19 protein-coding genes are annotated in these 24235 nt (G+C 40.0%); 7 read left to right on the top strand and 12 right to left on the bottom strand.

What is annotated here, in order from left to right; all coding sequences use genetic code 11:
- The first annotated feature begins 123 nt into the window (after positions 1–123).
- The 5 genes from FRX45_RS03310 (at position 124) to FRX45_RS03290 (ending at position 8046) form a co-directional block, all read left to right on the top strand.
- Positions 124–1827, top strand: a complete 1704-nt coding sequence (locus tag FRX45_RS03310) for a site-specific DNA-methyltransferase (protein WP_152266989.1) — start codon at positions 124–126, stop codon at positions 1825–1827.
- Positions 1828–1831: 4 nt separating this feature from the next.
- The gene (locus FRX45_RS03305) at positions 1832–2968 is read left to right on the top strand and encodes a PDDEXK nuclease domain-containing protein (RefSeq protein WP_152266988.1); all 1137 of its coding nucleotides are present in this window, start codon (positions 1832–1834) and stop codon (positions 2966–2968) included.
- Positions 2969–2988: 20 nt separating this feature from the next.
- Positions 2989–5601 (top strand): DEAD/DEAH box helicase, encoded by a 2613-nt coding sequence (locus FRX45_RS03300; RefSeq protein ID WP_152266987.1) that lies wholly within the window; start codon positions 2989–2991, stop codon positions 5599–5601.
- A gap of 562 nt (positions 5602–6163) precedes the next feature.
- A complete protein-coding gene (locus FRX45_RS03295) occupies positions 6164–6535 on the top strand; it encodes a BlaI/MecI/CopY family transcriptional regulator (protein WP_152266986.1) in 372 nt (123 codons plus the stop codon).
- Positions 6532–8046 (top strand): M56 family metallopeptidase, encoded by a 1515-nt coding sequence (locus tag FRX45_RS03290; RefSeq protein ID WP_152266985.1) that lies wholly within the window; start codon positions 6532–6534, stop codon positions 8044–8046. The genes FRX45_RS03295 and FRX45_RS03290 overlap by 4 nt, the downstream gene beginning before the upstream one ends.
- Positions 8047–8081: 35 nt before the next feature.
- On the opposite strand, the gene FRX45_RS03285 is transcribed toward FRX45_RS03290, so the two are convergent.
- From FRX45_RS03285 to FRX45_RS03240, 11 genes are all read right to left on the bottom strand, one after another.
- Positions 8082–10874, bottom strand: coding sequence for a CHAT domain-containing protein (locus FRX45_RS03285; RefSeq protein ID WP_152266984.1), 2793 nt, complete (start codon positions 10872–10874; stop codon positions 8082–8084).
- Between the two features lie 102 nt (positions 10875–10976).
- Complete coding sequence (locus tag FRX45_RS23135; RefSeq protein ID WP_193311568.1) at positions 10977–11120, bottom strand: hypothetical protein; 144 nt, start codon at positions 11118–11120, stop codon at positions 10977–10979.
- A gap of 125 nt (positions 11121–11245) precedes the next feature.
- Entirely contained in the window at positions 11246–14044 is a 2799-nt protein-coding gene (locus FRX45_RS03280) for a CHAT domain-containing protein (protein WP_152266983.1), read from the bottom strand.
- A 24-nt stretch (positions 14045–14068) separates the two neighbouring features.
- A complete protein-coding gene (locus tag FRX45_RS03275; protein ID WP_152266982.1) occupies positions 14069–15562 on the bottom strand; it encodes a S8 family serine peptidase in 1494 nt (497 codons plus the stop codon).
- A 132-nt stretch (positions 15563–15694) separates the two neighbouring features.
- Positions 15695–16459 (bottom strand): tetratricopeptide repeat protein, encoded by a 765-nt coding sequence (locus FRX45_RS03270; protein ID WP_152266981.1) that lies wholly within the window; start codon positions 16457–16459, stop codon positions 15695–15697.
- Between the two features lie 3 nt (positions 16460–16462).
- Positions 16463–17038, bottom strand: a complete 576-nt coding sequence (locus FRX45_RS03265) for an RNA polymerase sigma factor (RefSeq protein WP_152266980.1) — start codon at positions 17036–17038, stop codon at positions 16463–16465.
- 414 nt (positions 17039–17452) lie between these two features.
- Positions 17453–18064, bottom strand: coding sequence for a fumarylacetoacetate hydrolase family protein (locus tag FRX45_RS03260; protein WP_152266979.1), 612 nt, complete (start codon positions 18062–18064; stop codon positions 17453–17455).
- A gap of 199 nt (positions 18065–18263) precedes the next feature.
- Complete coding sequence (pth, locus tag FRX45_RS03255; RefSeq protein WP_152266978.1) at positions 18264–18842, bottom strand: aminoacyl-tRNA hydrolase; 579 nt, start codon at positions 18840–18842, stop codon at positions 18264–18266.
- A gap of 69 nt (positions 18843–18911) precedes the next feature.
- Complete coding sequence (locus tag FRX45_RS03250; protein WP_152266977.1) at positions 18912–19559, bottom strand: 50S ribosomal protein L25; 648 nt, start codon at positions 19557–19559, stop codon at positions 18912–18914.
- A gap of 23 nt (positions 19560–19582) precedes the next feature.
- Positions 19583–20533, bottom strand: coding sequence for a ribose-phosphate pyrophosphokinase (locus FRX45_RS03245; RefSeq protein ID WP_152266976.1), 951 nt, complete (start codon positions 20531–20533; stop codon positions 19583–19585).
- A gap of 133 nt (positions 20534–20666) precedes the next feature.
- Entirely contained in the window at positions 20667–20879 is a 213-nt protein-coding gene (locus FRX45_RS03240; RefSeq protein WP_152266975.1) for a hypothetical protein, read from the bottom strand.
- Positions 20880–20958: 79 nt separating this feature from the next.
- On the opposite strand from FRX45_RS03240, the gene radC reads away from it, so the two are divergent.
- Positions 20959–21654 (top strand): RadC family protein, encoded by a 696-nt coding sequence (radC, locus tag FRX45_RS03235; RefSeq protein ID WP_152266974.1) that lies wholly within the window; start codon positions 20959–20961, stop codon positions 21652–21654.
- A 155-nt stretch (positions 21655–21809) separates the two neighbouring features.
- Entirely contained in the window at positions 21810–22742 is a 933-nt protein-coding gene (locus tag FRX45_RS03230) for an alpha/beta hydrolase (protein WP_152266973.1), read from the top strand.
- Here the strand turns inward: FRX45_RS03230 and FRX45_RS03225 are convergent.
- Positions 22728–24074 (bottom strand): sensor histidine kinase, encoded by a 1347-nt coding sequence (locus FRX45_RS03225; protein ID WP_152266972.1) that lies wholly within the window; start codon positions 24072–24074, stop codon positions 22728–22730. The two genes, FRX45_RS03230 and FRX45_RS03225, sit on opposite strands and share 15 nt — an antisense overlap.
- Positions 24075–24235 lie beyond the last annotated feature (161 nt).

Here is a 24235-nt window from a genome sequence, read left to right as displayed (position 1 = left end):
ATTTTGCGTTAAAAATCTTTGGATAAATTAAAGGCGACCTCACACCATGAAGCCCCGGCGATTGCCGGGCCGTTGTTTTTGATTATTTTACACCCATAAATCAACAACGGACATTTATTATACATGCCAACACTACACTGGATAGGAAAAGAAAAGGTTATTAATCATCATTTGAACGTGCCCTACAGGGTGCTGGAACACAGTTACGGATTTAACAATGGCAAACAAACCGGGATTGAAACCAATAGCGGCAATAAAATTATACATGGCGACAACTTAGAAGCGCTGAAAGCATTGTTGCCGGAATACGAAGGAAAAGTAAAATGTATTTACATTGACCCGCCTTATAACACAGGCAACGAAGCATGGGTATATAATGACAATGTAAACGACCCGAAAATAAAAAAATGGCTTGGACAAGTTGTTGGCAAAGAAAGTGAAGACTTAAGCCGCCATGATAAATGGCTGTGCATGATGTATCCAAGGCTAAAATTATTGCATAAATTATTGGCAGATGATGGTGCAATTTTTATTTCGATTGATGATAATGAATATCAAAATTTGAAGTACATCTGCGATGAAATATTTGGTCGCAGCAATTTTATCACAAATTTCACTTGGAGAACTGATGGCAATTTCGATAATCAAGCAAAGATTAAAATTAATCATGAATACATCTTATGTTATTCAAAAAATATAATTTTTTTTGAATATCCTAAAGTCGTTGACCCTAACATCTCCCAAGGAAGTAAACTGTTCAAAAGTGAAATTAGAAATACGATTGTAAAAAATGGTCCAAAAAATCCGATTAGCGAAGTTCAGCTTCCCATTGGCTTTCCTTCTGATATTAAAAATGGACTAATAAAAGCAAGGGCTAACTCATGGCCGCATTATGAATCTGATGCAATAATTGAAAATTACAAATTAATTAATGAGGTTACAATAAAAAGTGGATGGAGTTCAAAAGAAATATTTATTGAGTTTATAAAAAATCAATTTAATCCTGTAAAAGATAGCAAAGGTCAAGATACAACTTTCGTAATTTCGAAAACAGGAGCTATTGAAAATATAAAATCAAGAGTAGAAGCAAGTCATGTTGTTAGTTCTCTTCAAAATATGGGAAGCACCCAAAACATGAGTAGCGAATTAAAGAAAATGGGATTTGAATTTGATTACCCTAAGTCACTCACATTAATACAATACCTAATCAGCTTAATCAATGGTGAAAACTTTATAGTATTAGATTCATTTGCGGGTTCTGGGACAACTGCACATGCAGTTTTAAATCTCAATCGAAAAGATAACAGAAATCGAAAGTTTATTATCATTGAAATGATGGACTATGTTGAAACAATTTCTTCCGAAAGAATCAAAAAAGTAATTTCATCCTATGGCGATACCGAAGGCACCGGCGGTAGCTTTGATTTTTACGAATTAGGGCAACCCCTGTTTTTGGAAGATGGCAACCTGAATGAACTGGCTGGCGAAGAAAAAATAAGGCAGTATGTTTTTTATGCTGAAACCAAAAGCAGTTTGAACCATAATTTATTGGATTTACATGATGACCATAATAAAAGCAACCTTAAAAATCAGGGTTCAAGCAAAAGAGACAACAAACATTTCCTGGGTAAGCATAACGACACTGCATATTACTTTAATTACGAGCGAAACGAAATAACCACTTTAGACCATGCTTTTTTATCAACAATGAAAACCAAAGCAGAGCAATATGTTATTTATGCCGACAACTGTTTGCTCACCAAAGGTTTTATGATTAAACACAATATCATTTTTAAAAAAATACCACGGGATATAACTAAATTTTAAACCAATGCAGGAAGCAAACCAGCATATCAGTTTTTTGGTTTTGCAGGAAGCCATCAGGCAGGCAAGGTATAATGCGCTGAAAACGGCGAACGCTGAGTTGGTAAATTTATACTGGCAGGCAGGCGCTTTTGTAAGCAGGCAATTAGCTCAAAGCCAATGGGGCGAAAAAACGGTGCAGCAACTTGCCGATTTTCTGCAAAAACAGGAGCCGGGTTTAAAAGGGTTTGATAAAAGAAATATTTACAGAATGGTGGAATTCTACGAAAAGTACCATTCTTCAGCATTTGTGGTTTCGGTGATACCACAAATACAAAGTACTGAAAATCAATTAGATGAAATTGTGTCCTCAGCGAAGCCACAATTAGAAAAACAGGCTGAAAGTGAACTTGTCGCCTCATTAAGGCAACAAATTTTAGGGGAAGATATACGCCAAACCATACTGGCTAAAATTGGCTGGACACATAACAAAACTATTTTTTCCCGTTGTAAAATAGAAGAAGAAAGAGAGTTTTATATCCGGTTATGCATAAAAGAAAACTATTCAGTAAAAGAACTTGACCGTCAAATATCAGCCGGGTTGTTTGAAAGAACAATGATAGGAAATTCAAAACTCCCATCATCGCTGAAAGAAATGCATCCCAACATTCTCAACAATTTCAAAGACAGCTATGTATTTGAATTTCTGAACCTGCCCGAACCGCACAACGAAAGTGATCTTCAAAAAGGGCTGATAAAACAAATGAAAAACTTCATCCTTGAACTGGGCAAGGATTTCTTATTTATCGGAGAGGAATATAAGGTGCAGGTGGGCAACAGGGATTTTAATATTGACCTGCTCTTTTATCACCGTGGATTACAGTGCCTTGTTGCCTTTGAATTGAAAAAAGAAAAATTTGAACCGGAGCATTTGGGTAAAATAAATTTTTACTTAGAGGCATTGGACAGGGATGTGAAAAAAGAAAACGAAAACCCGAGCATTGGTATATTGCTTTGCAAGGATAAAGATCATGAGGTAGTAGAATATGCATTAAGCCGCAGCCTTTCGCCAACAATGATTGCTGAATACAGGATGCAATTGCCCGATAAAAAATTATTGCAGCAAAAACTGCATCAATTGTCTGAATTGGGGTTTTTTGGATAAAATGATTAAATGATTATTATATGGAGCTTAAACCCTATCAACAACAGGTAATAAATGACCTTTCATTGTTTTTGGAACAGGTGCAGGAAACCAAAAACACAAAAGATGCATTTCACAGCTTTTGGGTGAACCACCCCAGAACACCCTTGCAACCTTTTCCGGGAACAGCTATAGCGCCATACAAGAACAATGTGCCACGTGTACCCAATGTTTGCGTAAAAGTTCCCACGGCCGGAGGCAAAACCTTTATTGCCTGCAATGCCCTTAAAACGATATTTGATGCATTTGATTACGACCGCCCAAAAGCAGTGGTATGGCTGGTTCCTTCCATTACTATTTTAGACCAAACCATAAAGAATCTTAAAGATCCATCGCACCCTTACCGTCAAAAAATAAATTCGCATTTCGGCAATAAGGCTGAAGTGTTCGATAAAGCTGCATTATTGCAGGGAAGCGGTTTTAACGCAACAACAATAAATGAACAATTGAATATCATGGTTTTTAGCTTCGACAGTTTAAGGGCTAAAAACAAAGAAGACAGAAAAGTATTCCAGGAAAACGGAAACCTGCAATCATTTGAAAGCCTTTTAGGGAAGGATAACGATATAACACTCGGCGCAGTAATCAAATACCTGAACCCGGTAGTGATTGTAGATGAAAGCCACAATGCCGAAAGCGATTTGAGTGTGGACATGCTTAAGGAAATAAATCCCTGTTTTATACTCGACCTTACTGCAACGCCAAGAAACAACAGCAACATCATTAGCTTTATTGACGCCATGGAATTGAAAAAGGAAAACATGGTGAAACTTCCTGTTATCGTTTACAATCACCAGGACAAAACCGAAGTAATTAATTCTGCTTTACAATTGCAGCGGCGTCTGGAATTACAGTCCCTTGAAGAAGAAAAAAAAGGCGGTAAATATATTCGCCCCATCGTATTATTTCAGGCACAACCAAAGAATGCAGAAGATAACACTACTTTTGAAAAACTGAAAGAAAAACTCATCGAACTCAAAATACCGGCAGATCAGGTAAAAATAAAGACGGCGAATATTAATGAAATAAAGAATGAAGATTTAATGAGCAGGAGCTGCCCTGTACGGTATATCATTACCGTTAACGCACTAAAGGAAGGATGGGACTGCCCTTTTGCTTATATACTGGCTTCTTTAGCCGACAAAAGTTCGGCAGTAGATGTAGAACAAATACTGGGAAGAGTGCTGAGACAGCCTTATGTAATAAAACATAATTTTCCATTGCTCAATTTGAGTTATGTTTTAACAGCTTCATCAAAATTTCTGGACACATTGGATAATATAGTAAAGGGATTGAACAAAGCGGGTTTTAGCGACAAAGATTATAAACTGGCCGACCCCGCCATGATAGAAGAAGCGAGCCTGCCTGCCGGACAGACAGGGAAACATGAATCAACAGCACAGCTTAGTGTTTTTCCAAAAACAGAATCCGAAGAAGAAGATATAACAGCAGGTATTGATGTTTCCAGGATTACTGCTCCGGAAGAAACTAAAATACCAACTGTAACCGTTTCAAAAATTGAACAAACAGCCATTGAGCAAAATAAAGCATTTGAATCGCGCATTGCCGGAAATAGCAATAACATTTTAAGTTCATTACCAACCGAATTACAAAAACTAGTGAAAACATACAGTATAAAAGACGTTTTTAAAGAACAGGCAATAGAAATAAGCCTGCCGCAATTTTATCTGAAAGTTCCGGGATCTGATTTATTTGGAACAAAAGAAGAACAGCTTTTGGAAAAAGAAAATTTACTGGAAGGTTTTAAACTAAGCCAGCAGCCAACTGATATTGTATTTGACAGCATAACATCGGAACTGTATAAAGTTGACCTTGACGAAACAAAAACATCGCATACCCCAAGCTTTGTAAGACTCGACGGCGACGTAAGAGAAAGTGTTATGGCGTATATCCTGGACCCCTCTAAAAAAGGCAACAGAATTAAGAATTTTACAAAACGTATAATGGATTTAACCGGGAATATGTTTCCAATACCCGACAGAGAGATTGAAAAATATATTAATAGGATTTTAGAGGATTTTACTGACGAACAATTCAATGATTTAGCCAATAATGAATACACGTACAAGGATAAAATTAAATTTAAAATAATAGCTCTTTCGGAATCTTTTGCTGAGAAAAAATTCAGGGATTTCCTGGATACTGACAAAGTATTTATAAAACCCGCCTTTACATTGCCGACTGTTATAGCTCCCGGCAACACAGCAAAAGACATTACAAAATCGCTTTACGAGAAAGAAGGAAGCATGAATGGTTTTGAAGAAAGAATTATTAATGAAATTGCAAACCTTGGTAATATTGCTTTCTGGACCAGGAATATAGAAAGGAAGGGTTTTAGAATAAACGGCTTCCTGAATCATTACCCCGACTTCATCATCCGGACAAAAAGTGGTAAGGTTATTATATTAGAAACAAAGGGCGATCATTTAGATGCAGAACAAAAAATAAGACTTGGAAATCTTTGGGCAGGTAAAGCCGGAAATAATTACCGGTACTTCATGGTTTACGATAAACGGACAGTTGACGGAGCCTATAAACTGGACGACTTCTTAAATATCATCAAAAATATTTAAGGATAATCTCAGCACACAATATTATGCTGAACACGCCCCCGGATAACGAAACGATGCCTGCCAGCAAAATAAACCACAGCACCGGGGTAACACAACAAGCATAACCCTGTTCTTAATAAGCACAGCCTCTCAACATATTCATGCCCAGGCGTTCTTCTTACTTATCATCTTCAGGGGCACAAGTATCAGTAACATATCCTCATGTGCAGCTACTACTTGTGCCTTTTTTATACGATCGAAAAAGAGGATAAACCCGGTAACATCCCGCAATCATATTGTTACAGACACAGGTTGTTGATTTTTCGCCAAAGATCCGAACAGGAAAGAGATGCTTGTCTCTTTCCTGCCGGTGACATGCAAATGCTTTATGATATTTGTTCAATAGTCTTCTTGCTTATAACGGTCAACGCATCCTGAATGGATAAATTTTAATCAAAAATCCACCTATCCCACCCTCCTTAACACTTCACAAAAAGATTCAGCCAGAATATTTCTTGAAAAAAATTTTTTTTATTCCTGTAGTATATCTACATTTGTAGAATACATTCTTAATATATAGAACATGCAATTATCAAAAGCCGAGGAACAGTTGATGGAATTTATCTGGAAAGAGGAAAAAACATTTCTGAAAAACATCATAGACCATTACCCGGAGCCCAAGCCCGCAGCAACTACAATTGCTACTTTATTAAAAAGAATGCAGAAAAAAGGGTTTGTAGGTTATACGCTTATGGGCAACTCACGGCAATACTATCCTCTTGTAAAAAAAACTGATTATTTCTCAAAACACGTTAACGGGATAATTAAAACTTATTTTAATAACTCAGCACTGCAATTTGCTTCCTTTTTTACAAAAGCCACCAATCTCACTACAGCTCAGTTAGAGAGCCTGAAAAAAATAGTTAACCAGGAAATTAAAAATAAGAAAAAATGATAGCATATCTTATTAAAGCAATACTGTGCTCTGGTGTATTTATTACTTTTTATCTGTTGTTCCTGCAAGAAGAAAAAATACACCGCTTTAACAGGATATATCTTCTGACCAGCATAACTTTTTGTGTTGTGATTCCTTTCGTTACTATACAACTTCCAGCGCCTTCTTTACCGGTGTTGCAACCCGATTATATTATTGACAATAACTGGAGCACAGAAATTGTTGAACGGGTGTCCGTTCATCCGCCAGAAAACAATACTTCGTACTCTATTCTGGCGGCTGTATATTTTATTATTGCTATCCTTTTCTTTGTGCGTTTTGCAGCTAACATATATTTTCTCTTAAGAAAAATCTTCAATAACAGCACCACCAGGATTGATAACGCTACCCTCGTGCTATTACCAGAACATATAACACCACACAGTTTTCTGCATTATGTTTTTGTCAATAAAAAAGATTTTGAAACCGGGGCAATCGAAAAAGAAATTTTACTGCACGAACTTACCCATGTAAGACAAAACCATACGCTTGATCTTTTATATGCGGAGATCCTTCAAAGTCTTTTATGGTTTAATCCTTTCTTTATTTTATACAGGAAGGCTATCCGTCTCAACCATGAATTTTTAGCGGACGAAGCCGTAATAAAAATATACAACAACAGATATTCCTATCAGCGCCTTTTAATAGACAAAGCTGCCAATAATAATAATTCGTTATTTGCGAGCCGGTTCAATTATTACCTGATCACTAAAAAAAGATTAACCATGATAGCAAGAACGCACTCAAAAGCAATTTCCGTTATAAAAAAGATTGCGGTGCTACCCTTATATGCGCTTATGCTGTTTTTCTTCAGCACAAACGTTATCGCACAAAATGAAACTCCATCTTCCCCAAAATCAAAAGATAATACTACAAAGCATAAGCCAGATCCAAAATTTCAGGAACCGTCCTGGGTAAGACTCTCTCCGGGATTTACTGAAGCGGGTGTTTCAGAGGAGTTGATAAATGAATACAATGCCATTACAGAGCAACATAAACCTTTATTCAAAATTGAAACGGTCAATAACAAAAAGAAGATTATTACAAGCAAATTCTCAAATGAAAAGAGAAGCAGGCTGGAGCACATTTACAAAATGATGAGCAAAGCGCAACAGGCAAAGGCGGAAATTATCTTTTATAAAAAACCGGCCCCGTTTGCAAAGGGTATTCCTACAGAAAAAACATTCAATGCATGGAAAAATGCTGCTATATATGGCGTTTGGATAGATGGCAAAAAAATAAAAAACGAAAAGTTAAATCAATACAAGTCCTCTGATTTTTCACATTCGTTCACTAGCAAACTTTACGGCGCAGCAAAAAAGAATGTCAGTTATAACTACCAGGTAGATTTAATGACAAATGCGTATTACGATAACTATTATAAAAAAGCCGTTTCCCATAACCAACCCATGATGCTGGCTCGCGATCCAGATACTTCATATCGCTTTGCAAGACTATACAATATCCCATAATGAGTTTACCAATATTAATTTTCGAAAATCAGTTTTTAATTCCGCCCTTTTTTTCGCCTCATAACTATATAAAGAACGGACGCAAGCAATAACGGTATAGCAGACATCAGCCACCACGAAACACCGGCAGAATGCGAAAACATAACCGGTTCCGCATTGCCCATGAGCACCATATTGGCCCAAAAATATGGAAGCAACTTTTCCTTGCCACCCTGTCTAACAAAATACAATTTTGCTTTTTGCAGGGCATCATCTTTACGCATACCTTCCGAAAGATATGCATGAAACTTGTCCGACAACGCATATACAGCTTCCTCATCCGCCTTCCATAAAGTAGCCGCAACCGAGGGTATGCCTGCCGAAGAAAATCCCCTGGCCAGACTGTATATCCCTTCGCCTGTGGCATTCCGTCCAGCATTGGTTTGGCAGGCGCTCAGCACAATTAGCTGTGTGGCCGGACGGTTCAGCAATTGTAGTTCGGAAAGATGTATTACCGAATCCTGCATATACAACAGCGGTTCGGTATTGCCTGAATCTGCAAGCGCATGTGAAAATATATTGGCGATGCTATACCCCGGTACAGCTTTCATAAAATTATCCCTGGTAGCATTTCCGCCGGTAAACAACGTTGTAGTATTATAGTACGAAGCGGTATGTTTCAGCAACGTGGCTGAATTTGTTAAATCGGGTAATGTAAGATATGGTGCAAAGGATACCGGTGCAAACCCGATGTAGCTTCCCTTCGCAACAGGCGAATTCATTTCTTTAAGCAGGTACCCTGCCGAATACACGTAGCTAAAAACATAATCGTATACCAAAAACCGCTTGCCCTTATCATCTTTACACAATGCCTCAAAAGGCAATAAAAAATCATCCTGGCACAGTATTACTCTTCCAACGGGTATTTGTAATGGTTCAAAAAAACTTTTATACAACGCAAGAGATATGGATGTAAAACCGCTGAAATCATTATTCAACCGCTGTTTGTTTGAACAGTATTGGAGAAAGGCCGTTACCTGGTCCCTGTCGAAATCTTTGGAATGCAACTGTATCATTTTAGCCGCATCAGGCATAATGTTCAGTATATATGCTACTGTATCCTCTACAAAATAATGAACAAAGTGCGCGTCTCTTTTTAAAAGATAAGCCTGCAGTTCTGCAAGCGCCGGAACTTTACTGGCATACTTATACTGATAATAAGCAGGATATTTTTGTTCGAGCGTTTTAATATAATGCTCAAACTCATCTTTAACCTGCAATACCATCAATTGCTGCTGCCTGTATTGCACCGAATGCACAAACAAGCCATTGAGCCGTTGTTCTTCACTGGCAATACGCCGTTTGTATTCCTGCTCTGTATTGTGCTCTTCTTCGGGCAAATGAGCCATTGCCCCTAATTCATTTAACTTATCGTTCAGCAATACCGCGCGGCTTTTTTCCATGTAATAAAATGCAAGCGCCGGGTTGTTGGCAGCATAGCAGGCTTTAAGCGCAGTTGCAAAAAAGGACCGGGTTCTGTCTCTCCAGTATAATTTACTTTGTTCACCCGTTTGTTCGTGCCGCAATTGTGTAATTACCGAATCGGTAAGCAATGCTGCAGCAAGACAGTCATGTAAAAAACGTTTATCCTTCTTTTCTTCATACAGCCTTAGCAGGAGCCAGGTTTTATTTTCGAGGATATACAGGAGCAGTTCTTTATTTTGGTTCTGGCCAAGTGCTGTAACCGTAGCAGTATCGTGCAAACCATTGCTGATATTTACGCCAAGAAACAGAAAGGCCCGCAACAAATACTTTTCGGCCCTGCTAAAATCCTCTTCGTCAATGAATGTTCTTCCTGTATTAAGACTAAGCCTGGCAAGCCGAACGGAATCTTTTGCCTGCCCCGCATATTTCATCCCCTGCCCGTAGTACATTCTTGCACTTTGAAGATTTTTCAGGCTGTCGAAATAAAAATTCCCGAGATCGTTATAATCTCCCGCAATCTGTCCAATATCTGTTGTTTGTTTCCTTGCTTCAATTGCATCCTTAAAAGCAGTTGTGGCTACCTGGAAATCCCTGCGCTTAGCATAAATGAATCCTTTCATTTTATATGCACTGGCAAGCCGGTGAGATTGACGAAGCCGCTCTGCCACAGGTATTACGGTTTCAATGTCAGACAAAGACTGTTCAAATTGGTTTTGAAAAAAAAGGGATTGTCCCCGCTGGTTCAGAAAATCAAGGTAGCGCAACGAATCGCCCAACTGCAAAGCAGTAATTATTCCTCCTGTACTTTCTTCCACACTCTTTTGATAATCGCCCGTTCTGAAATAAATATATATTTTTCCAAGGCGGGCATCCAGCATGCGGCTTTCGCGGCCCGCAACTTTGCGCGAAACCATAACGGCCGTATCGTAATAGGCCAACGCTTTTGAAAACCGCTGTGTCTTATCATAATAAAAGCCCAGGTTAAAATAGTTGCCTGTTGCCAGAAAAAAGGCAGGCGTTGGCTGCACTGCCATATTAATGACTACCGCCGATAAAGTATGCTGTATAGCAGCATCATAATTGTTGTTTGCTATAAATTCGTACAAACCTATGCTGCCCAGCATCTTTGCATACACCGTATCCTTTACAAATCCTGAACTATCATATTGCGCTTTAACCCGGTATAAGCCGGAAAGTTTTTGCTGAGCAGAAAGTGCGGGATCATGCTCAATGGAGGAAATGCGTTCTGCAACAAGACGCTGCTGGCTGTAGCAGCTAAGGCATAGCCACAGGCCTGCTGCACAGCAAAAGCATTGCTTTACGATCATTAATGTACAGGTGCGCAATGTAACATGTGTTGGCATACCTTCTGTTGTTCAAAGATATACCTATGGTTTGGGGAACTGAAATGGTGCATTTTAATTGCCTTACTCATTTAAATGCACCTGCTATCTTTAAATATTTTTCTAACTACCAGGCTTAATTGGCGCTCCGCTGGTATCGCTGGAACCACCGGGTGATCTTTGGGCTCCCCTGGGACAACCTGCAATAATAAGAACCGCCCATAGCAATACTGCGAAGAACCCAATCTTTAAAAATCCATTTTTCATAAATGAAATGTTTAGGTTAAGTGGTTTTATAAATAAGAAAGAAACACGTGAATTATATTAACACTGTACGGAAACATTTTACACAGGAAAATGAATGAGATGTTATCAGAAATTATCAGGGATTTTCAATTGATATTTCGCCGTACCCGGACGAGCAGGATAATAACAATAAAAATAATAGCAAAAATGATGCCTGCATTGAGCCACCACCTGTAGGCCGGCGGAGATGAAAGTACGACAGCGTCTGCATTACCAATAATGATCATATTGGCCCAGTAATAAGGCAACAACTTTTCCTTTCCGCCGCTTTCCATAAAAAGCAATTTCGACTTTTGAAGCGCTTCATCTTTGCGCATGCCTTTTGAAAGCAATGCATGAAAGGTATTGGAAATAGTATATATCGTTTCTTCATCCGCCTTCCATAGGGTGGCCGAAACCGATGGTATGCCTGCCGAAGAAAAACCTCTTGCCAAACTGTATATCCCCTCTCCTGTTGCGTTTTTGCCCACATTGGTCTGGCAGGCGCTGAGCATAATTAGCTGTGTAGCCGGGTGGTTGAGCAATTGCAATTCCGAAAGATTGATGACAGCGTCCTGCATATACAGTATAGGCTCTGAGTTGCCGGTATCCGCCAGCGCATGAGAAAACACATTCACTATACTGTAACCGGCCACCTGCTCAATGAAGTTCTTCCTGGTAGCTGCTGTTTTGGTAAACAATTTCGTATTATTATAGTAAGCGCCGGCTTTAGCAAGCGATAGTGCGGAATGCCTGAGTTCGGGTACGCCCAAATTATAATCAAAAGATACCGGTGCAAACCCAATGAAATCACCTTTGGCCTTTCGAATATGAAATGGTTTCATAAGATAACGTGCCGAATATACATAGCTGAATGTATAATCATATACCAAAAATTGTTTCCCCTCATCATCTTTACACAGCGCTTCAAATGGCAATAAAAAATTATCCTGGCATAGTATTACACGCCCGCCAGGCAATTGAAGCGGTTTAAAAAGGCTGGTATATAATTTATGGGCCAGCGCAGCAAATGAAGGAAAATGATTGTTTAACTGTTGTTTGCCGGAGCACCATTGTAAAAAAAGGTTCATGTCATCAACATTAAGTTCTTCTGCGCGGAGCTTTATCATCCTGCTGGCATCCGGCGTACTAACCAGTATATAAGCCATCGTATCCTGTATAAAATAATGAACAAAGCTTTCCCTGTTCTTCAACAACCAGGCTTGCAATTCTTCCAAAGCAGGTATATCATCCGCATATTTATACTGGTAATAGGCAGGGTATTTTTGTTCGAGTGTTTTAACATAGTCCTCAAGCGCTTCTTTTGCATGTATTACTTTCAGTTGCTGGTTTTGATAAGCCTGCGACTGTTTATCCAAACGACCCAGCTTTTGCTGTTCATAAACAATAGCTGCTTTATAATTCTGTTCCAGGGCACTTTCTAACGCGGGCAAATGAGTAGAAGCACCCAGCTCATTCAGCTTATCGCTTAACAATACCGCCCGGCTTTTTTCCATAAAATAAAATGCCTTGGGCATATCTTTCGCTACATAGCAGGCTTCGAGTGCTATAGCAAAAAAAGACCGGGTTTTATTGCGCCAGTATAACTTGCTTTGCTCGCCTAACTGTTCGTGCCGTGCCTGTGCAATAGCAGAGTCCATTAAAACGGCGGTGGAAAGACAGGCGTTGATGTATTGCTTATCGCCATTTGATTTGTAAAGGTTGAGCAGCAATTCTGTTTTGTTGTTAAGGATAACCAGCAAAAGATCAGTATTGCCGATAGCAGATAGCTGGTTTAACGCCGGGTTTTGTAAAAGAGAGCCCTGGTTTAACCCATATACCTTTAACGCTTTACGGTAATAGTTTTCAGTACGGGTATAGTGATCATTCTGCTGCAGCCTGAAAGCTACTTCTCCAAGATTGATATAGCCCTTACACATTCTTTGCGCATCACCCGCCTTTTTAGCGAAATCAACCGTTTTAAAATAACAATCCTGTGCCTGCTTATACTGTTTTAAATGCTGAAAATAAAAGTTACCCAAATCGGTATAATCATCTGCTACCTGGGCATATTCATTTGTTTTTCGCCTGGAGTGTATTGCCTTGTTAAATAACAAAACAGCTTTATCAAACTGTTTATCACGGGCACAAATGAGCGCTTTTATTTTAGCAGCGGTGGCCCATTCAAAATCATCAAGCAACATACCGGCATAGTGCAGGGCGGAATCGGCATCGGCGCCGGCGTTTTCCGGTTTATCCAGGTAGAAATAAGACTGGGCGCGCCGGTTAAACAATTGCATCATGGTAACTGTATCTCCGGCAGGTTTCGCAACAGTAAATCCGGCAATACATTCATCAACACACTTTTGAAAATCACCGTTTTTAAATAAAATATCCGCTCTCCCCACCCTGCATTCAATAGCAATACTATAGTGAAGATTTAGTTTCTTATCTGAAATAATAACACTGTCGTAATAATCTAAAGCCTTATTGTTTACATCGAGTGAGTTGTAAAAAATGGCCAGATTGTAATAACTGTTTACAGCATATCCCGGAGAACTGCCAGGGGCGCCTGAATTGTTGATGGCTATGGCGCGCAACATATATTCAACAGATTCCCTGGTTGCCTTGTTACCATTTTCAAGAAATTCAAGCGTGGCAATACGATGCAGCAACTTTGCATATACAGAATCCCTGTTCAATTTGCAATGATCAAATTCATTTTTCAGCCCGTATGCCTGTTGTAATTTTACGGAGTTGGTTAGTGAAGCATTTTCTACAGCCAGAATTCTGTTCCACACTTCTTTACCAGAGGGGCATTGGGAAAAGCAATGCGTATTAAAAAAAAAGGCAGTGATGAGTTGAAATATCGCCGCCCTTAAAAATATATTGCCTGCACTAATCATACATGCTATCTGTTTCTCAGGGTTCTATCTTCTTAATGAAGATGCTGTTCCCTGTGCTGCAATGCCCGTTTTATTAATCACTTTACCTTCTTTTGTTTTATCAGCCAACCCGGTTTCATTGTATAAAAAAACCGGATCAGGCTGATTTTTAAGTATAGCAAAAATGCTGTCTTTTTTTGCCATAGTTAAAGGTGTGCTTAAAATATTTTTATAGGTATGGTACCATGCAGCAAATTTTCCTGTGGCTACCGGCGCAGCAAATGAGGAGCCCGATACAGGCGGCAAATTTATATTTACAGGATTTGCAAAAAAGAAATGTCCCGCATTGTCTATTCCATCTGCCTGTACTCCTGCGTCCACTACCTTATTTGAAAAATTTTGGGTGGGACTTACCTGGTCTTTATATACTGTTGTTATGGCTATTACATTGGGCAAAACAGGCGACAGAGATGCAGGATAAAAATGTACACTGTCGAGGTTACGCTTTTGAAGTGAGTCTGATGGATTATATTCCGGATCTTCTATAGCATCGTCTTTGTTGCCTGCTGCCGTTACCAGTAAGATATTATTTTTAGTAAGGTGCTCTTCAATGAATGCTTTCAATAACACCGGAGCAGTTAATTCCGATAATGCATTACCCGAGCTGTCGTATTTATTCCTTGATTCATAATAGCCAAAGCTTGCATTAATGATATCTGCCTTTCGGTTTTTTGCATAAGCGAACCCGCAAAGTATGCTGTACAAATCGCTTGTTCCATCGGCCCCAAAAATTTTTACAGGTAAAATAACAACGCTGTTCTTTTTGTACCGTTCTGCTTCATCAATTATAAATTTTGTTACCGTGCTGCCATGCCTTCCGGGATTGTCATCGAGCCAGTTGTTGTTGCCTGCGGTAAAGTTCCATCCTGCACTTCCGCCAGGTATGCAGGCGCTGTCTCCAGCCTTATACAGGAAAGCTGAACCAACCAAAGCAGTATCCAGCCCTGTATCAAAAACGGCAACGTTTACAGCCGAATCACTAAACGACGAAGGGGCGGGAAGTCTTGTTTCCTTAGGCCCGTTAACTTCATCAGGAAATTGAACTGGGATATTGGTGCTGAAATAAAGGGGTCCGCTCTCGCCGGTTACCTTTGGCTTACTTTTGCTACCGCTGCCCCCCTGTGCTACTTCACCCTGCATATATATCTCAACACCCCTTCCTTCCAACAAAAAAAGAGATGAATCGCAACTGCCGCATACAAACCGTATTTTTAATTCATTCTTTTCATTCTTCACAATACTATCCTGCAGCCATTTATTGAATTCCTGCCTTGAAGTACCGGGTTTTAACCACACGATCAATTGCTTATAAGGATCAGGCTTTTCGCCTTCATAAGGAGATTTTACCTGGTAGGTTGTCCAGTCGGGGGCAGTGCGGGCGCCTCCACAATCGCAACCGGCAATAACAATAATGCATAATGCAGCAGCTATACGGATACAGGATATTGCCGACAGTGTTTTGGGAACTGTTATCTCCATACAATATGAAATTTAGGATGAAAAAGTATAAACTAATATTATTGGTTTATGCTTAAACGGCAAATGCTGCTATTCAGGCAAAAATGCTTGCGGATGTGTATTATAGGGAAGGATTATAATGAAAGATCAATATTATTTCTTTAACCAGCGCTCCGCTTCCCTGCTGCCATCGGCATTTTTATTAATTACCTGCTGCAACAATTGCTCAGCCTGCTCTCTGTCGCCCGGTTGATTTCTTTGCAATAAAGTTACTGCTTTCAGAAACATGCCCGGGTTGCTGAATAATTCCTTTTTGGCTGCCAGTTCGTTAAAGCATCGCAATGCTTTGTTGTATTCCTTTGTAACAAGGTAGGCTATCCCTGCATATTTTAATGCATCGCTATTATCAGGATGCGCTTTATATACGGCTTCGAATAATTGTATGGATGTGGCGTATGCTTTATCGTTATACGCTGCAATACCCTGCTGCAGGCTGTCTTTTGCGCCATCCATAGTGATGCTCAAATGCAACAGATCTTCCTTCACGTAACGGTTGGCCAATTGCCGGGGATCAGTATTATTTTGAAAAAAAGAAAAATAAGCTACCAAAATTAAAATCACTCCTGCGGCAGCAGCCACAGCCATTCTGAAGATTTTTTTAGTACTCTTCATCTGTATTACAGGCGCTTCGGCTTTGAAATAAGCCGCATTAAGCTTTTGCAGGGTGGTTCTTAGAGCCGCTTCCTCAGTGCTGTATTTTCCGGTGTTATACATTTCGGCATCAATTGTTTTGTACACATGGAATAAGTCATACAATTCTTTATCCTCTTCCAGGCTGGCTTCAAAAAGCAACTTTTCTTCGGGAGGCATGTCCCCGGAAATGTAGCTTTCAAATTGTTCAACATTATTATCCTTCATACGTTACCATTTCAATGAATTAAATTTGGGAGACTGTTTTACCAGGGTAATCAGCCTTGCCATACATTCCGATTTTTTTTTTCGTGCATAGGCGTAGGTAACATTCAGTTGCTTCGCCACTTCATCCATTGCTATGCCGCTCCAGCTCAACCGGAGTATTTTCTTACAACTATCGCCCATTTCGGCAAGCTTTTCTGTAAGTAAATTGTTACGCTCCTGCTGCAATACGCAATCTTCCGCAAGCTTAAAGTTATCTTCACCTATATAATTAAATCCTTCCGTATCGGTAATTGTTACCTTTTGCGTTTTCTTTTTATTTAATGTATTGAGCCATTTGTTTTTACAAATAAGGTATAAAAAAGCCTCCAGGGGACATGTAAGTGTAAAATCTCCGGTTTTTGCTTTATTATATATAGAAAGCAGGGCATCCTGAAAAATATCAGCAGCATCGGTTTCCGTGCCATTGTTGCGAATGATCATCCATTTAATCTTTTCAGAAAATCTCTGGTAAAGTTCTTCCAGTACTATCGCATCATTTTCTAATAAAGCATTGATATACTTCTGGTCAGGATGTTGCATCTGAGTTGTAATGATTAAAACATAAAAAAAACCTTCTCAGCGGGGGTAACAAATTTTTAAAGGGCGGATATATATGCGGATGAAATTATGAAACAAAATACCAAAATGGTTAAACGGGTTGTTTTTTTTCTTTAATACTTAATGATTTAGCCTGCCCGTTTACCTTGTTCTTTTAAAGCAGGTATGCCTTACAGTAATTTTTAATGATAAGATATAAAATTAATCAGGGGTTTTCAACAGGGGTTCTCATGTACACATTCCGTACTAATTTAGTGAATCGGGTGCACTAATCATTAGCTTCGGAGATGATTAAAAGCCGCTTAAAACAAAAGTTTTAGCGGCTTTTAATGATAAAAAAGAAAAGCCCCGCTGGGGGGCAAATTTTATAAAATATAGTTTTATAGTTTTACCAGGCTATTTAATAGAAAGCTCAAACAAGCTTTCGTCTTCTACAAACCCTTCCAGTTCATCACCTACCACACATTCTCCAACACCGGCAGGGGTGCCTGTAAAAATAACATCACCAATATTAAGTGAAAAATAATTGGAAATATTGGCTACAATGGTGTCGAAGCCGAAGATCATTTGTCCGGAATTACCCTGTTGCACCAATTCCTTATTCTTGTAAAGGCAAAAATTGATATCATCTTTCTTTATTGCCGGAGTTATATCAATCCATTTGCCGATAACGGTAGAATTATCCCAGGCTTTGGCCTTTTCCCAGGGTAATCCTTTGGCTTTCAGTTCATCCTGTACATCCCTGGCAGTAAAATCAATTCCAACAGATACGGCATTGTAATATTTACCGGCATGCTTTTCCTGGATATACTTTCCATTCTTACATATCCGTAAGACCAATTCAGCCTCCGCATGTAATTCGTTGGTAAACTCAGGATAATAAAATGGAGTATTTGCCTGCAACAAGGCGCTTTTGGGTTTCATAAATATAACAGGCTCTGATGGTATTTCATTGCCCATTTCATTGGCATGTTCAACATAGTTACGGCCGATACAGAATATCTTCATAATTCAATAGAGTTCAATAAGGTTTACAAATACAAATTAAACGATATGAACATATGTTTTTAAGTAGATTAAGAGGGTAGTTCAAGGAAGATGGATCCTGCACAAATTGAAAATAGCAAGATGCTAATTTAAGGCAAACAAATTGAAACTTATACACTTGGCATCTTTTTTTAGCTAATGTTACTACAGCAATCCGCCTTTATTTTCCAAACTCTATACTATTCACCAGGTTCATTGTGCGTTCAAATCCTATAACTGAAACATTCTCAATTACTTCTATACATTTTTCTATTTTTTCTTTTACTATAGCCTGTTCTTCAGGGAACCATTTGCCCAGTACATATTCAACCTGCATTCCTTTCGGGAAGTTATTACCGATTCCGAATCTTAATTTGGGATATTTATCCGTGCCCAGGATGGTTTGGATATCAAAAAGTCCGTTATGCCCGGCATGACTGCCCCCCGTTCTTAGCCGCAACTTATTTAAGGGAAGCGCTAGCTCATCTACAACAGTAAGGGTTTGGTCCAAAGCAATCTTTTCTTTATCCACCCAGTACCTAACGGCTTTGCCACTCAAATTCATATATGTAGTGGGCTTTATACAAATAAATATTTTTCCCTTCCACTTTATTTCTGCCACTTCTGCTAGGCGGTCCGGTCTGAACATACCAGCATGTTTTTGTACAAATGCATCTACTACATCGAAACCAATATTGTGGCGGGTATGCCTGTACTCCGGTCCGGGGTTACCTAAGCCTATTATTAAAAATTTAGACATAAGAAACTAACAGGTGTAAAAAAACCCAATCCATAAAAGGATTGGGTATATAAAAGAAAATGATCCTTTTTATTTTTTTGCAGCCGCTGCAGGTGCCTTGGCAGCAGGCGCTTTTGCAGCAGGTGCTTTGGCAGCGGTTCCGGCTGCAGGTGCTGCAGATTCTTCCTGCTTTAACTGGCGCGTCATTACCACAGAGGCAATGGGAATGCGGGGAGAATTCAAAATCTCGTAATGTTCTTCTTTCACATCTTCTACCCGTACGTTTTCGTTAATCTCCAGATTGGTTAAATCCACTTCAATATTCTCTTTCAGATACTGAGGCAGAGTTTTAATCTTTAATGTTTTCATTTTGGTTACCAGCTTTCCCCCGGCTTTTACACCTGCGGCTACGCCTGTGAACTTTAGGGGAATGTTAGCAATAACCTTTTTGGCTTCGCCTAATTGCAAAAAATCAGCATGATTCAGTTTGTCGCTCACTGTATCTAATTGTATATCCTTTAAAATACACCTGTACGACTGACCATCAACATTGATGTTTGCCAACTGGAATTCTGATGTGTACACTAACGACTTAAAAGCCAATACAGGAGCCTGAAAATTAACCTCCTTGTCGCCACCGTAAATTACACCAGGTACCAAACCCTGAGAGCGGAGTTGCCGGGTGGCTTTTTTTCCGGTTCCGGTCCTCAGTTGGCCTTCGATTGTAACTGTTTTCATTTTTTATTTGTGTTTAAAATTTGCTATTTATTTCTTAACTGACTATGGATAAAAAGACTGGTAATACTTTGGTTTTCATATGCATTACGAATAGCTTTCGCAAACAGGTCTGCAACGCTTAATATCTTTATTTTCTCTGCATGTTCACGTAAAGGCAGGGTATCGCAAACCACCAGTTCCTTCAACACACTATTATCAATATTAACATAAGCATTACCACTCAATACCGGGTGTGTACATAAAGCCCGGACACTGGTGGCTCCTTTGTCAATAAGCAGGCCCGCAGCTTTGGCAAGAGTACCGCCCGTATCGCATATATCATCAATAAGAACTACATTCCTGTTTGTTACATCCCCTATTACCACCATGCTCGATATTTCGTTGGCCCGCTTACGGTGCTTGTCGCAAATTACCATTTCGGCGCTGAAATAACTGGCTATTTCCCTTATCCTGTTGGCGCTTCCCACATCGGGGGCGGCAAAGGTAAGGTTTTCGAGATTAAGTTTTTCAATATAAGGAATGAAAATAGCGGAGCTATCCAAATGATCTACAGGTATATCAAAATAGCCCTGAATCTGGGGCGCATGCAAATCCATAGTAATCACCCTGTCGGCTCCGGCAGCGGTTAACAGGTTGGCCACCAGCTTACTGCCAATGGCTACGCGGGGCTTGTCCTTCCTGTCTTGCCGGGCATAACCATAATAGGGTAAAACAGCGATGATCTTATAGGCAGAAGCCCTTCGGGCCGCATCAATCATCAGCAACAGCTCCATTATATTATCCGAAGGAGAAAAAGTGCTCTGGATAAGAAACACATAATCACCTCTTATGCTTTCCAAAAAAGTAGGTTGAATTTCTCCATCGCTAAAACGCTGGATACTTATTTTTCCTAAGGGCTGTCCATACTGTTGTGCAATTTTTTCTGCAAGATAGCGGGAACCTGTGCCTGAAAATAATTTCGCCTTCGGTTGCATAATAAGTAGATATGCGGCGAAGATAAAAAGAAGGTGCTAACTATTGAACAGTACTTTAAAAAAAAGCACTTCCCTGTTTATTTTATCAAAAATCAGGAAAATGCATTATATCTTAAAACCTTGCGGCGGTATACTATCTGTTTAATGATGCTGCAACCTGCTGACTGGCAGAAACAACATGAGCAGCCCTGGCTTCCGTATTAACCGTTTTTTTATTGCTTTTAAAAGCATGATATAATGAAGAGCATGCAAATACCGAGAAAATAAGAATAACGCAGTACATGCCAATACAAAATAAAAGCGGTTGCAGGGAGCCAATAACAAGCTGGCGGTTTGACAGTTTCATAAGAGGCAGATTTTAAAGATTTTTAAAAGGAATTTGGATATATTACAGGATGGAATAACGATTGAAAAACACAAAAATTATGTTGCCTGTACAAAAAACATCCATCAAATTCTGGTCAACAGACGACCGGCCGCGGGAAAAACTCCGCAATAAGGGACCCGAAAGCTTAAGCCACTCGGAGCTGATAGCCATATTGTTACAAAAAGGAACCCGCCACAAATCCGCCGTTGAACTTGCGAAAGAAATTCTGCAATTGGGCAGCAATAACCTGAGCGAACTGGGCAGGCTTTCCATAAAAGAATTGATGAAGATCAATGGAATTGGCGAGGCAAAAGCCATTACCATAGCAGCGGCACTTGAATTGGGCAGGCGCAGGCAGGCCAATGAAATTTTAGACAAACCCATCATTACCGATAGTGGCAGCATTGCCCGGTACCTTCAGGCGCTGCTTAAAGATCAGGACCGGGAAGTTTTTATGGTAATGTTCCTGAACCGCGCCAATAAAATCAATCATACAGAAATTATAAGCCGGGGGGGAATAACAGGCACCGTGGCCGACCCGAGAGTAATTTTAAAAAGAGCGCTGGAAGAAGACGCGGTAAGCATAGTGCTTTGCCACAACCATCCTTCCGGCAGTCTTAAACCCAGCAGGGCCGATGAAGCGCTGACCAGGAAAATAAAGGAAGCCGCCCGGTATTTCGATATCAGGGTGGCCGATCACGTTATTGTGAGTGAAGCGGGCTTTTTTAGCTTTGCAGATCAGGGGTTGCTGTAGTGAGTAGTCAGTGGTGAATAGTGAGAAGAGAAACCTGTCTGCCCGCAGGCAGTCGTGAAAAGGGAGAAAGCAGAAGTTGAATAGTATGCCTTGTAACCTCCCTGAAACTTGCGCCCTGAAACCCAAATTACACTACCTTTCAAAAAATAATTAGTATGAAACGGTTTCTTGCCTTGGCTTTATTGATATTTGCGCTTACCCCAACCGGTTATACTCAAAACAAACCCATGGAAATGGCCTTATATTCCGAAAATAAAATTCCCGGTAATATATCCGGACCCGATGAAGAAAAATCGGAATCCGATGGTGGTATTCTTCGCATTAGCAAAATAAAAATCCCCACCCTTACCGCTTATTTGCCGCCGGCAGATAAAGCCAACGGCACCGCCGTGGTTATTTGTCCCGGTGGAGGCTATAGCATAGTGGCCATTGATCATGAGGGTTTTAAAGTAGCCGAAAAATTCAACGAAATGGGCGTAGCGGCCTTTGTATTAAAATACCGCATCCCCGATAAAAAAAATCAAACCGATCCTCCCGTTGCTCCCCTGCAGGATGCACAACAGGCTATACTAACGGTAAGGGCCAATGCTAAAAAATGGAATATTGATCCGGCAAGAATCGGCATCATGGGTTTTTCGGCCGGAGGGCACCTGGCGTCTACCGTAGGAACGCATTTTGAACATTCGCTGATTGACAACCCCGGAAACATCAGTGTACGGCCGGATTTTATGATCCTTATTTACCCGGTTATCAGCGCGGAGATCGCCATCACACATAGTGGATCATTTAAAAATCTGCTGGGGCCAAACGCTTCTGCAGAACAACTCAACCTTTATTCCAATGAAAAGCAGGTTACGGCTAAAACACCGCCTGCGTTTTTAGTGCATGCTTCCGATGATGGTGGCGTAAGCCCCAACAACAGCATTGTTTTTTACCAGGCGCTACTCAAAAACAAAATTCCTGCTGAACTGCATATTTACCAAAATGGCGGGCATGGCTTTGGTATGCATAATGCTACCACCAAAGATGAATGGATGGAAAGATGCAAAAACTGGTTAGATAAGAACGGCTGGCTAAAAAATCAATAAAAAAGCGGTTCCTTCGCCTTCGGTGCTTTGCACCTGCACATTGCCTTTGTGCAGCATCATAATTTGCTTGCATAAGCTCAGCCCTATACCGCTACCGCTCTTTTTTGTGCTGAAGAAAGGAATAAATATCTTGTCTAATACATCAGCCGGAATACCGCTGCCATTATCGGCTATTTTAATCGTTACTTTTTGATTGGCCGCTTTATAAGCACTCAAAACAATATGTGGCTGCCCCTGGTCTTTTACCGCTTCCATGGCATTTACCAACAAGTTTATCATTACCTGCTCCATCAGGTTTACATCGGCTTCAATTACCAGCTCCGGGTCTTTCAATATTACATCAATATCAATATTTTTTTGCTGCAGGCTGGGCTGCATTAACCGGAACAGGGTTTCAAACAGGTCGCGCACATATATCTTGGCAAGATTGAGCGTAGTGATCTTATTCAGGTTGCGGTAAGTTTCCGCAAATTTTAACAGGCCTTCACTCCTTCTTTTAATGGTGATAATACCTAACTCCAGGTCTTCCACCGTTCCTTCATCATCTTCAATATGCCGGGAAGCAAGTTGTAAGCGATTTTTCAACGTATCGGCTAAGGAAGAAATAGGCGCCACGGAATTCATGATCTCGTGCGTCATTACACTCAGGAGCTTTTGCCAGGCCTTTGCCTCATTTTCATCCAATGCCTCATCCACATTTTGAAAAGCGATGAGCTTATATATTTTACCATCTGTTTGAAAAGCAGTAGCAGAAAGCAATACTTTAATAATATTCTTGTCTTTGGTGAGCTGCACCACTTTGCCTTCGCCCGGGCGCAGTGAAATAATTTCATGGTACAGCAACTGATCTCTTTTCTCAAGCGAATGAATGGTTTTGAGATAAGGGATGCCTAACATTTTTTTCAGCGATTCGTTCATCCATCCTGTGTCGCCCGACTGGTGATCGTAGGAAAGTATACCCGTATCTACCAGCTCTAATATTTTTTGCAGGTACTGGTATTGTGTTTCCCTTTCTTTACTGATTACTTTAAAAGTTGTATTGATATCGTTAAACCCCCTGCGCAATGGCTGTAATTCAAGCGGGGCATGCTTTACATCAAAATGCCGGGAAAAATCGCGGTAATGTACCGACTCAACGAACTGCGATACCTCATCATGCGCTTTTTTATGAAAGCGGTAAAAATCTACCAGTTCATATATCACTACAGGAATAATAAGCGCCAGGTATACATAGCTGCCGGGTCCTTTCATCAAAAGATACGCGGTAATGCATAATGTTATAAACAACAACGCCACTCTTACCAATATCCGCCATTCGTATTTTTTAAACATGGTTACAGGTTACAAGTTACAGGGTGCAGGTTACAGGGTGTGTATGCCTAAAATAGGTTGACAAAAAACAGTCACTTATGCGGCAAGTTAACTCAAAATTAGAAATCCGTGAGCATCGGATTTTCTCTGAGGAATTAAAAAAGAAAGCGATTAAGGAATTA

Source organism: Agriterribacter humi (assembly GCF_009192765.1).
Classification (GTDB): domain Bacteria; phylum Bacteroidota; class Bacteroidia; order Chitinophagales; family Chitinophagaceae; genus Agriterribacter; species Agriterribacter humi.
This window is presented reverse-complemented; position numbering and strand designations above follow the sequence as displayed.

Bases quoted from the DNA above. Each gene is read 5' to 3' on its own strand.
- FRX45_RS03310 (WP_152266989.1), top strand. From the start codon at position 124: ATGCCAACACTACACTGGATAGGAAAAGAAAAGGTTATTAATCATCAT.
- FRX45_RS03230 (WP_152266973.1), top strand. From the start codon at position 21,810: ATGAAACGGTTTCTTGCCTTGGCTTTATTGATATTTGCGCTTACCCCA.
- FRX45_RS03265 (WP_152266980.1), bottom strand. From the start codon at position 17,038: ATGCAACATCCTGACCAGAAGTATATCAATGCTTTATTAGAAAATGAT.
- pth (WP_152266978.1), bottom strand. From the start codon at position 18,842: ATGTCTAAATTTTTAATAATAGGCTTAGGTAACCCCGGACCGGAGTAC.
- FRX45_RS03225 (WP_152266972.1), bottom strand. From the start codon at position 24,074: ATGTTTAAAAAATACGAATGGCGGATATTGGTAAGAGTGGCGTTGTTG.
- FRX45_RS03300 (WP_152266987.1), top strand. From the start codon at position 2,989: ATGGAGCTTAAACCCTATCAACAACAGGTAATAAATGACCTTTCATTG.
- FRX45_RS03290 (WP_152266985.1), top strand. From the start codon at position 6,532: ATGATAGCATATCTTATTAAAGCAATACTGTGCTCTGGTGTATTTATT.
- FRX45_RS03295 (WP_152266986.1), top strand. From the start codon at position 6,164: ATGCAATTATCAAAAGCCGAGGAACAGTTGATGGAATTTATCTGGAAA.
- FRX45_RS03260 (WP_152266979.1), bottom strand. From the start codon at position 18,064: ATGAAGATATTCTGTATCGGCCGTAACTATGTTGAACATGCCAATGAA.
- FRX45_RS03270 (WP_152266981.1), bottom strand. From the start codon at position 16,459: ATGAAGGATAATAATGTTGAACAATTTGAAAGCTACATTTCCGGGGAC.
- FRX45_RS03240 (WP_152266975.1), bottom strand. From the start codon at position 20,879: ATGAAACTGTCAAACCGCCAGCTTGTTATTGGCTCCCTGCAACCGCTT.
- FRX45_RS03280 (WP_152266983.1), bottom strand. From the start codon at position 14,044: ATGATTAGTGCAGGCAATATATTTTTAAGGGCGGCGATATTTCAACTC.
- FRX45_RS03285 (WP_152266984.1), bottom strand. From the start codon at position 10,874: ATGCCAACACATGTTACATTGCGCACCTGTACATTAATGATCGTAAAG.
- FRX45_RS03275 (WP_152266982.1), bottom strand. From the start codon at position 15,562: ATGGAGATAACAGTTCCCAAAACACTGTCGGCAATATCCTGTATCCGT.
- FRX45_RS03250 (WP_152266977.1), bottom strand. From the start codon at position 19,559: ATGAAAACAGTTACAATCGAAGGCCAACTGAGGACCGGAACCGGAAAA.
- FRX45_RS03305 (WP_152266988.1), top strand. From the start codon at position 1,832: ATGCAGGAAGCAAACCAGCATATCAGTTTTTTGGTTTTGCAGGAAGCC.
- FRX45_RS03245 (WP_152266976.1), bottom strand. From the start codon at position 20,533: ATGCAACCGAAGGCGAAATTATTTTCAGGCACAGGTTCCCGCTATCTT.
- radC (WP_152266974.1), top strand. From the start codon at position 20,959: ATGTTGCCTGTACAAAAAACATCCATCAAATTCTGGTCAACAGACGAC.
- FRX45_RS23135 (WP_193311568.1), bottom strand. From the start codon at position 11,120: ATGAAAAATGGATTTTTAAAGATTGGGTTCTTCGCAGTATTGCTATGG.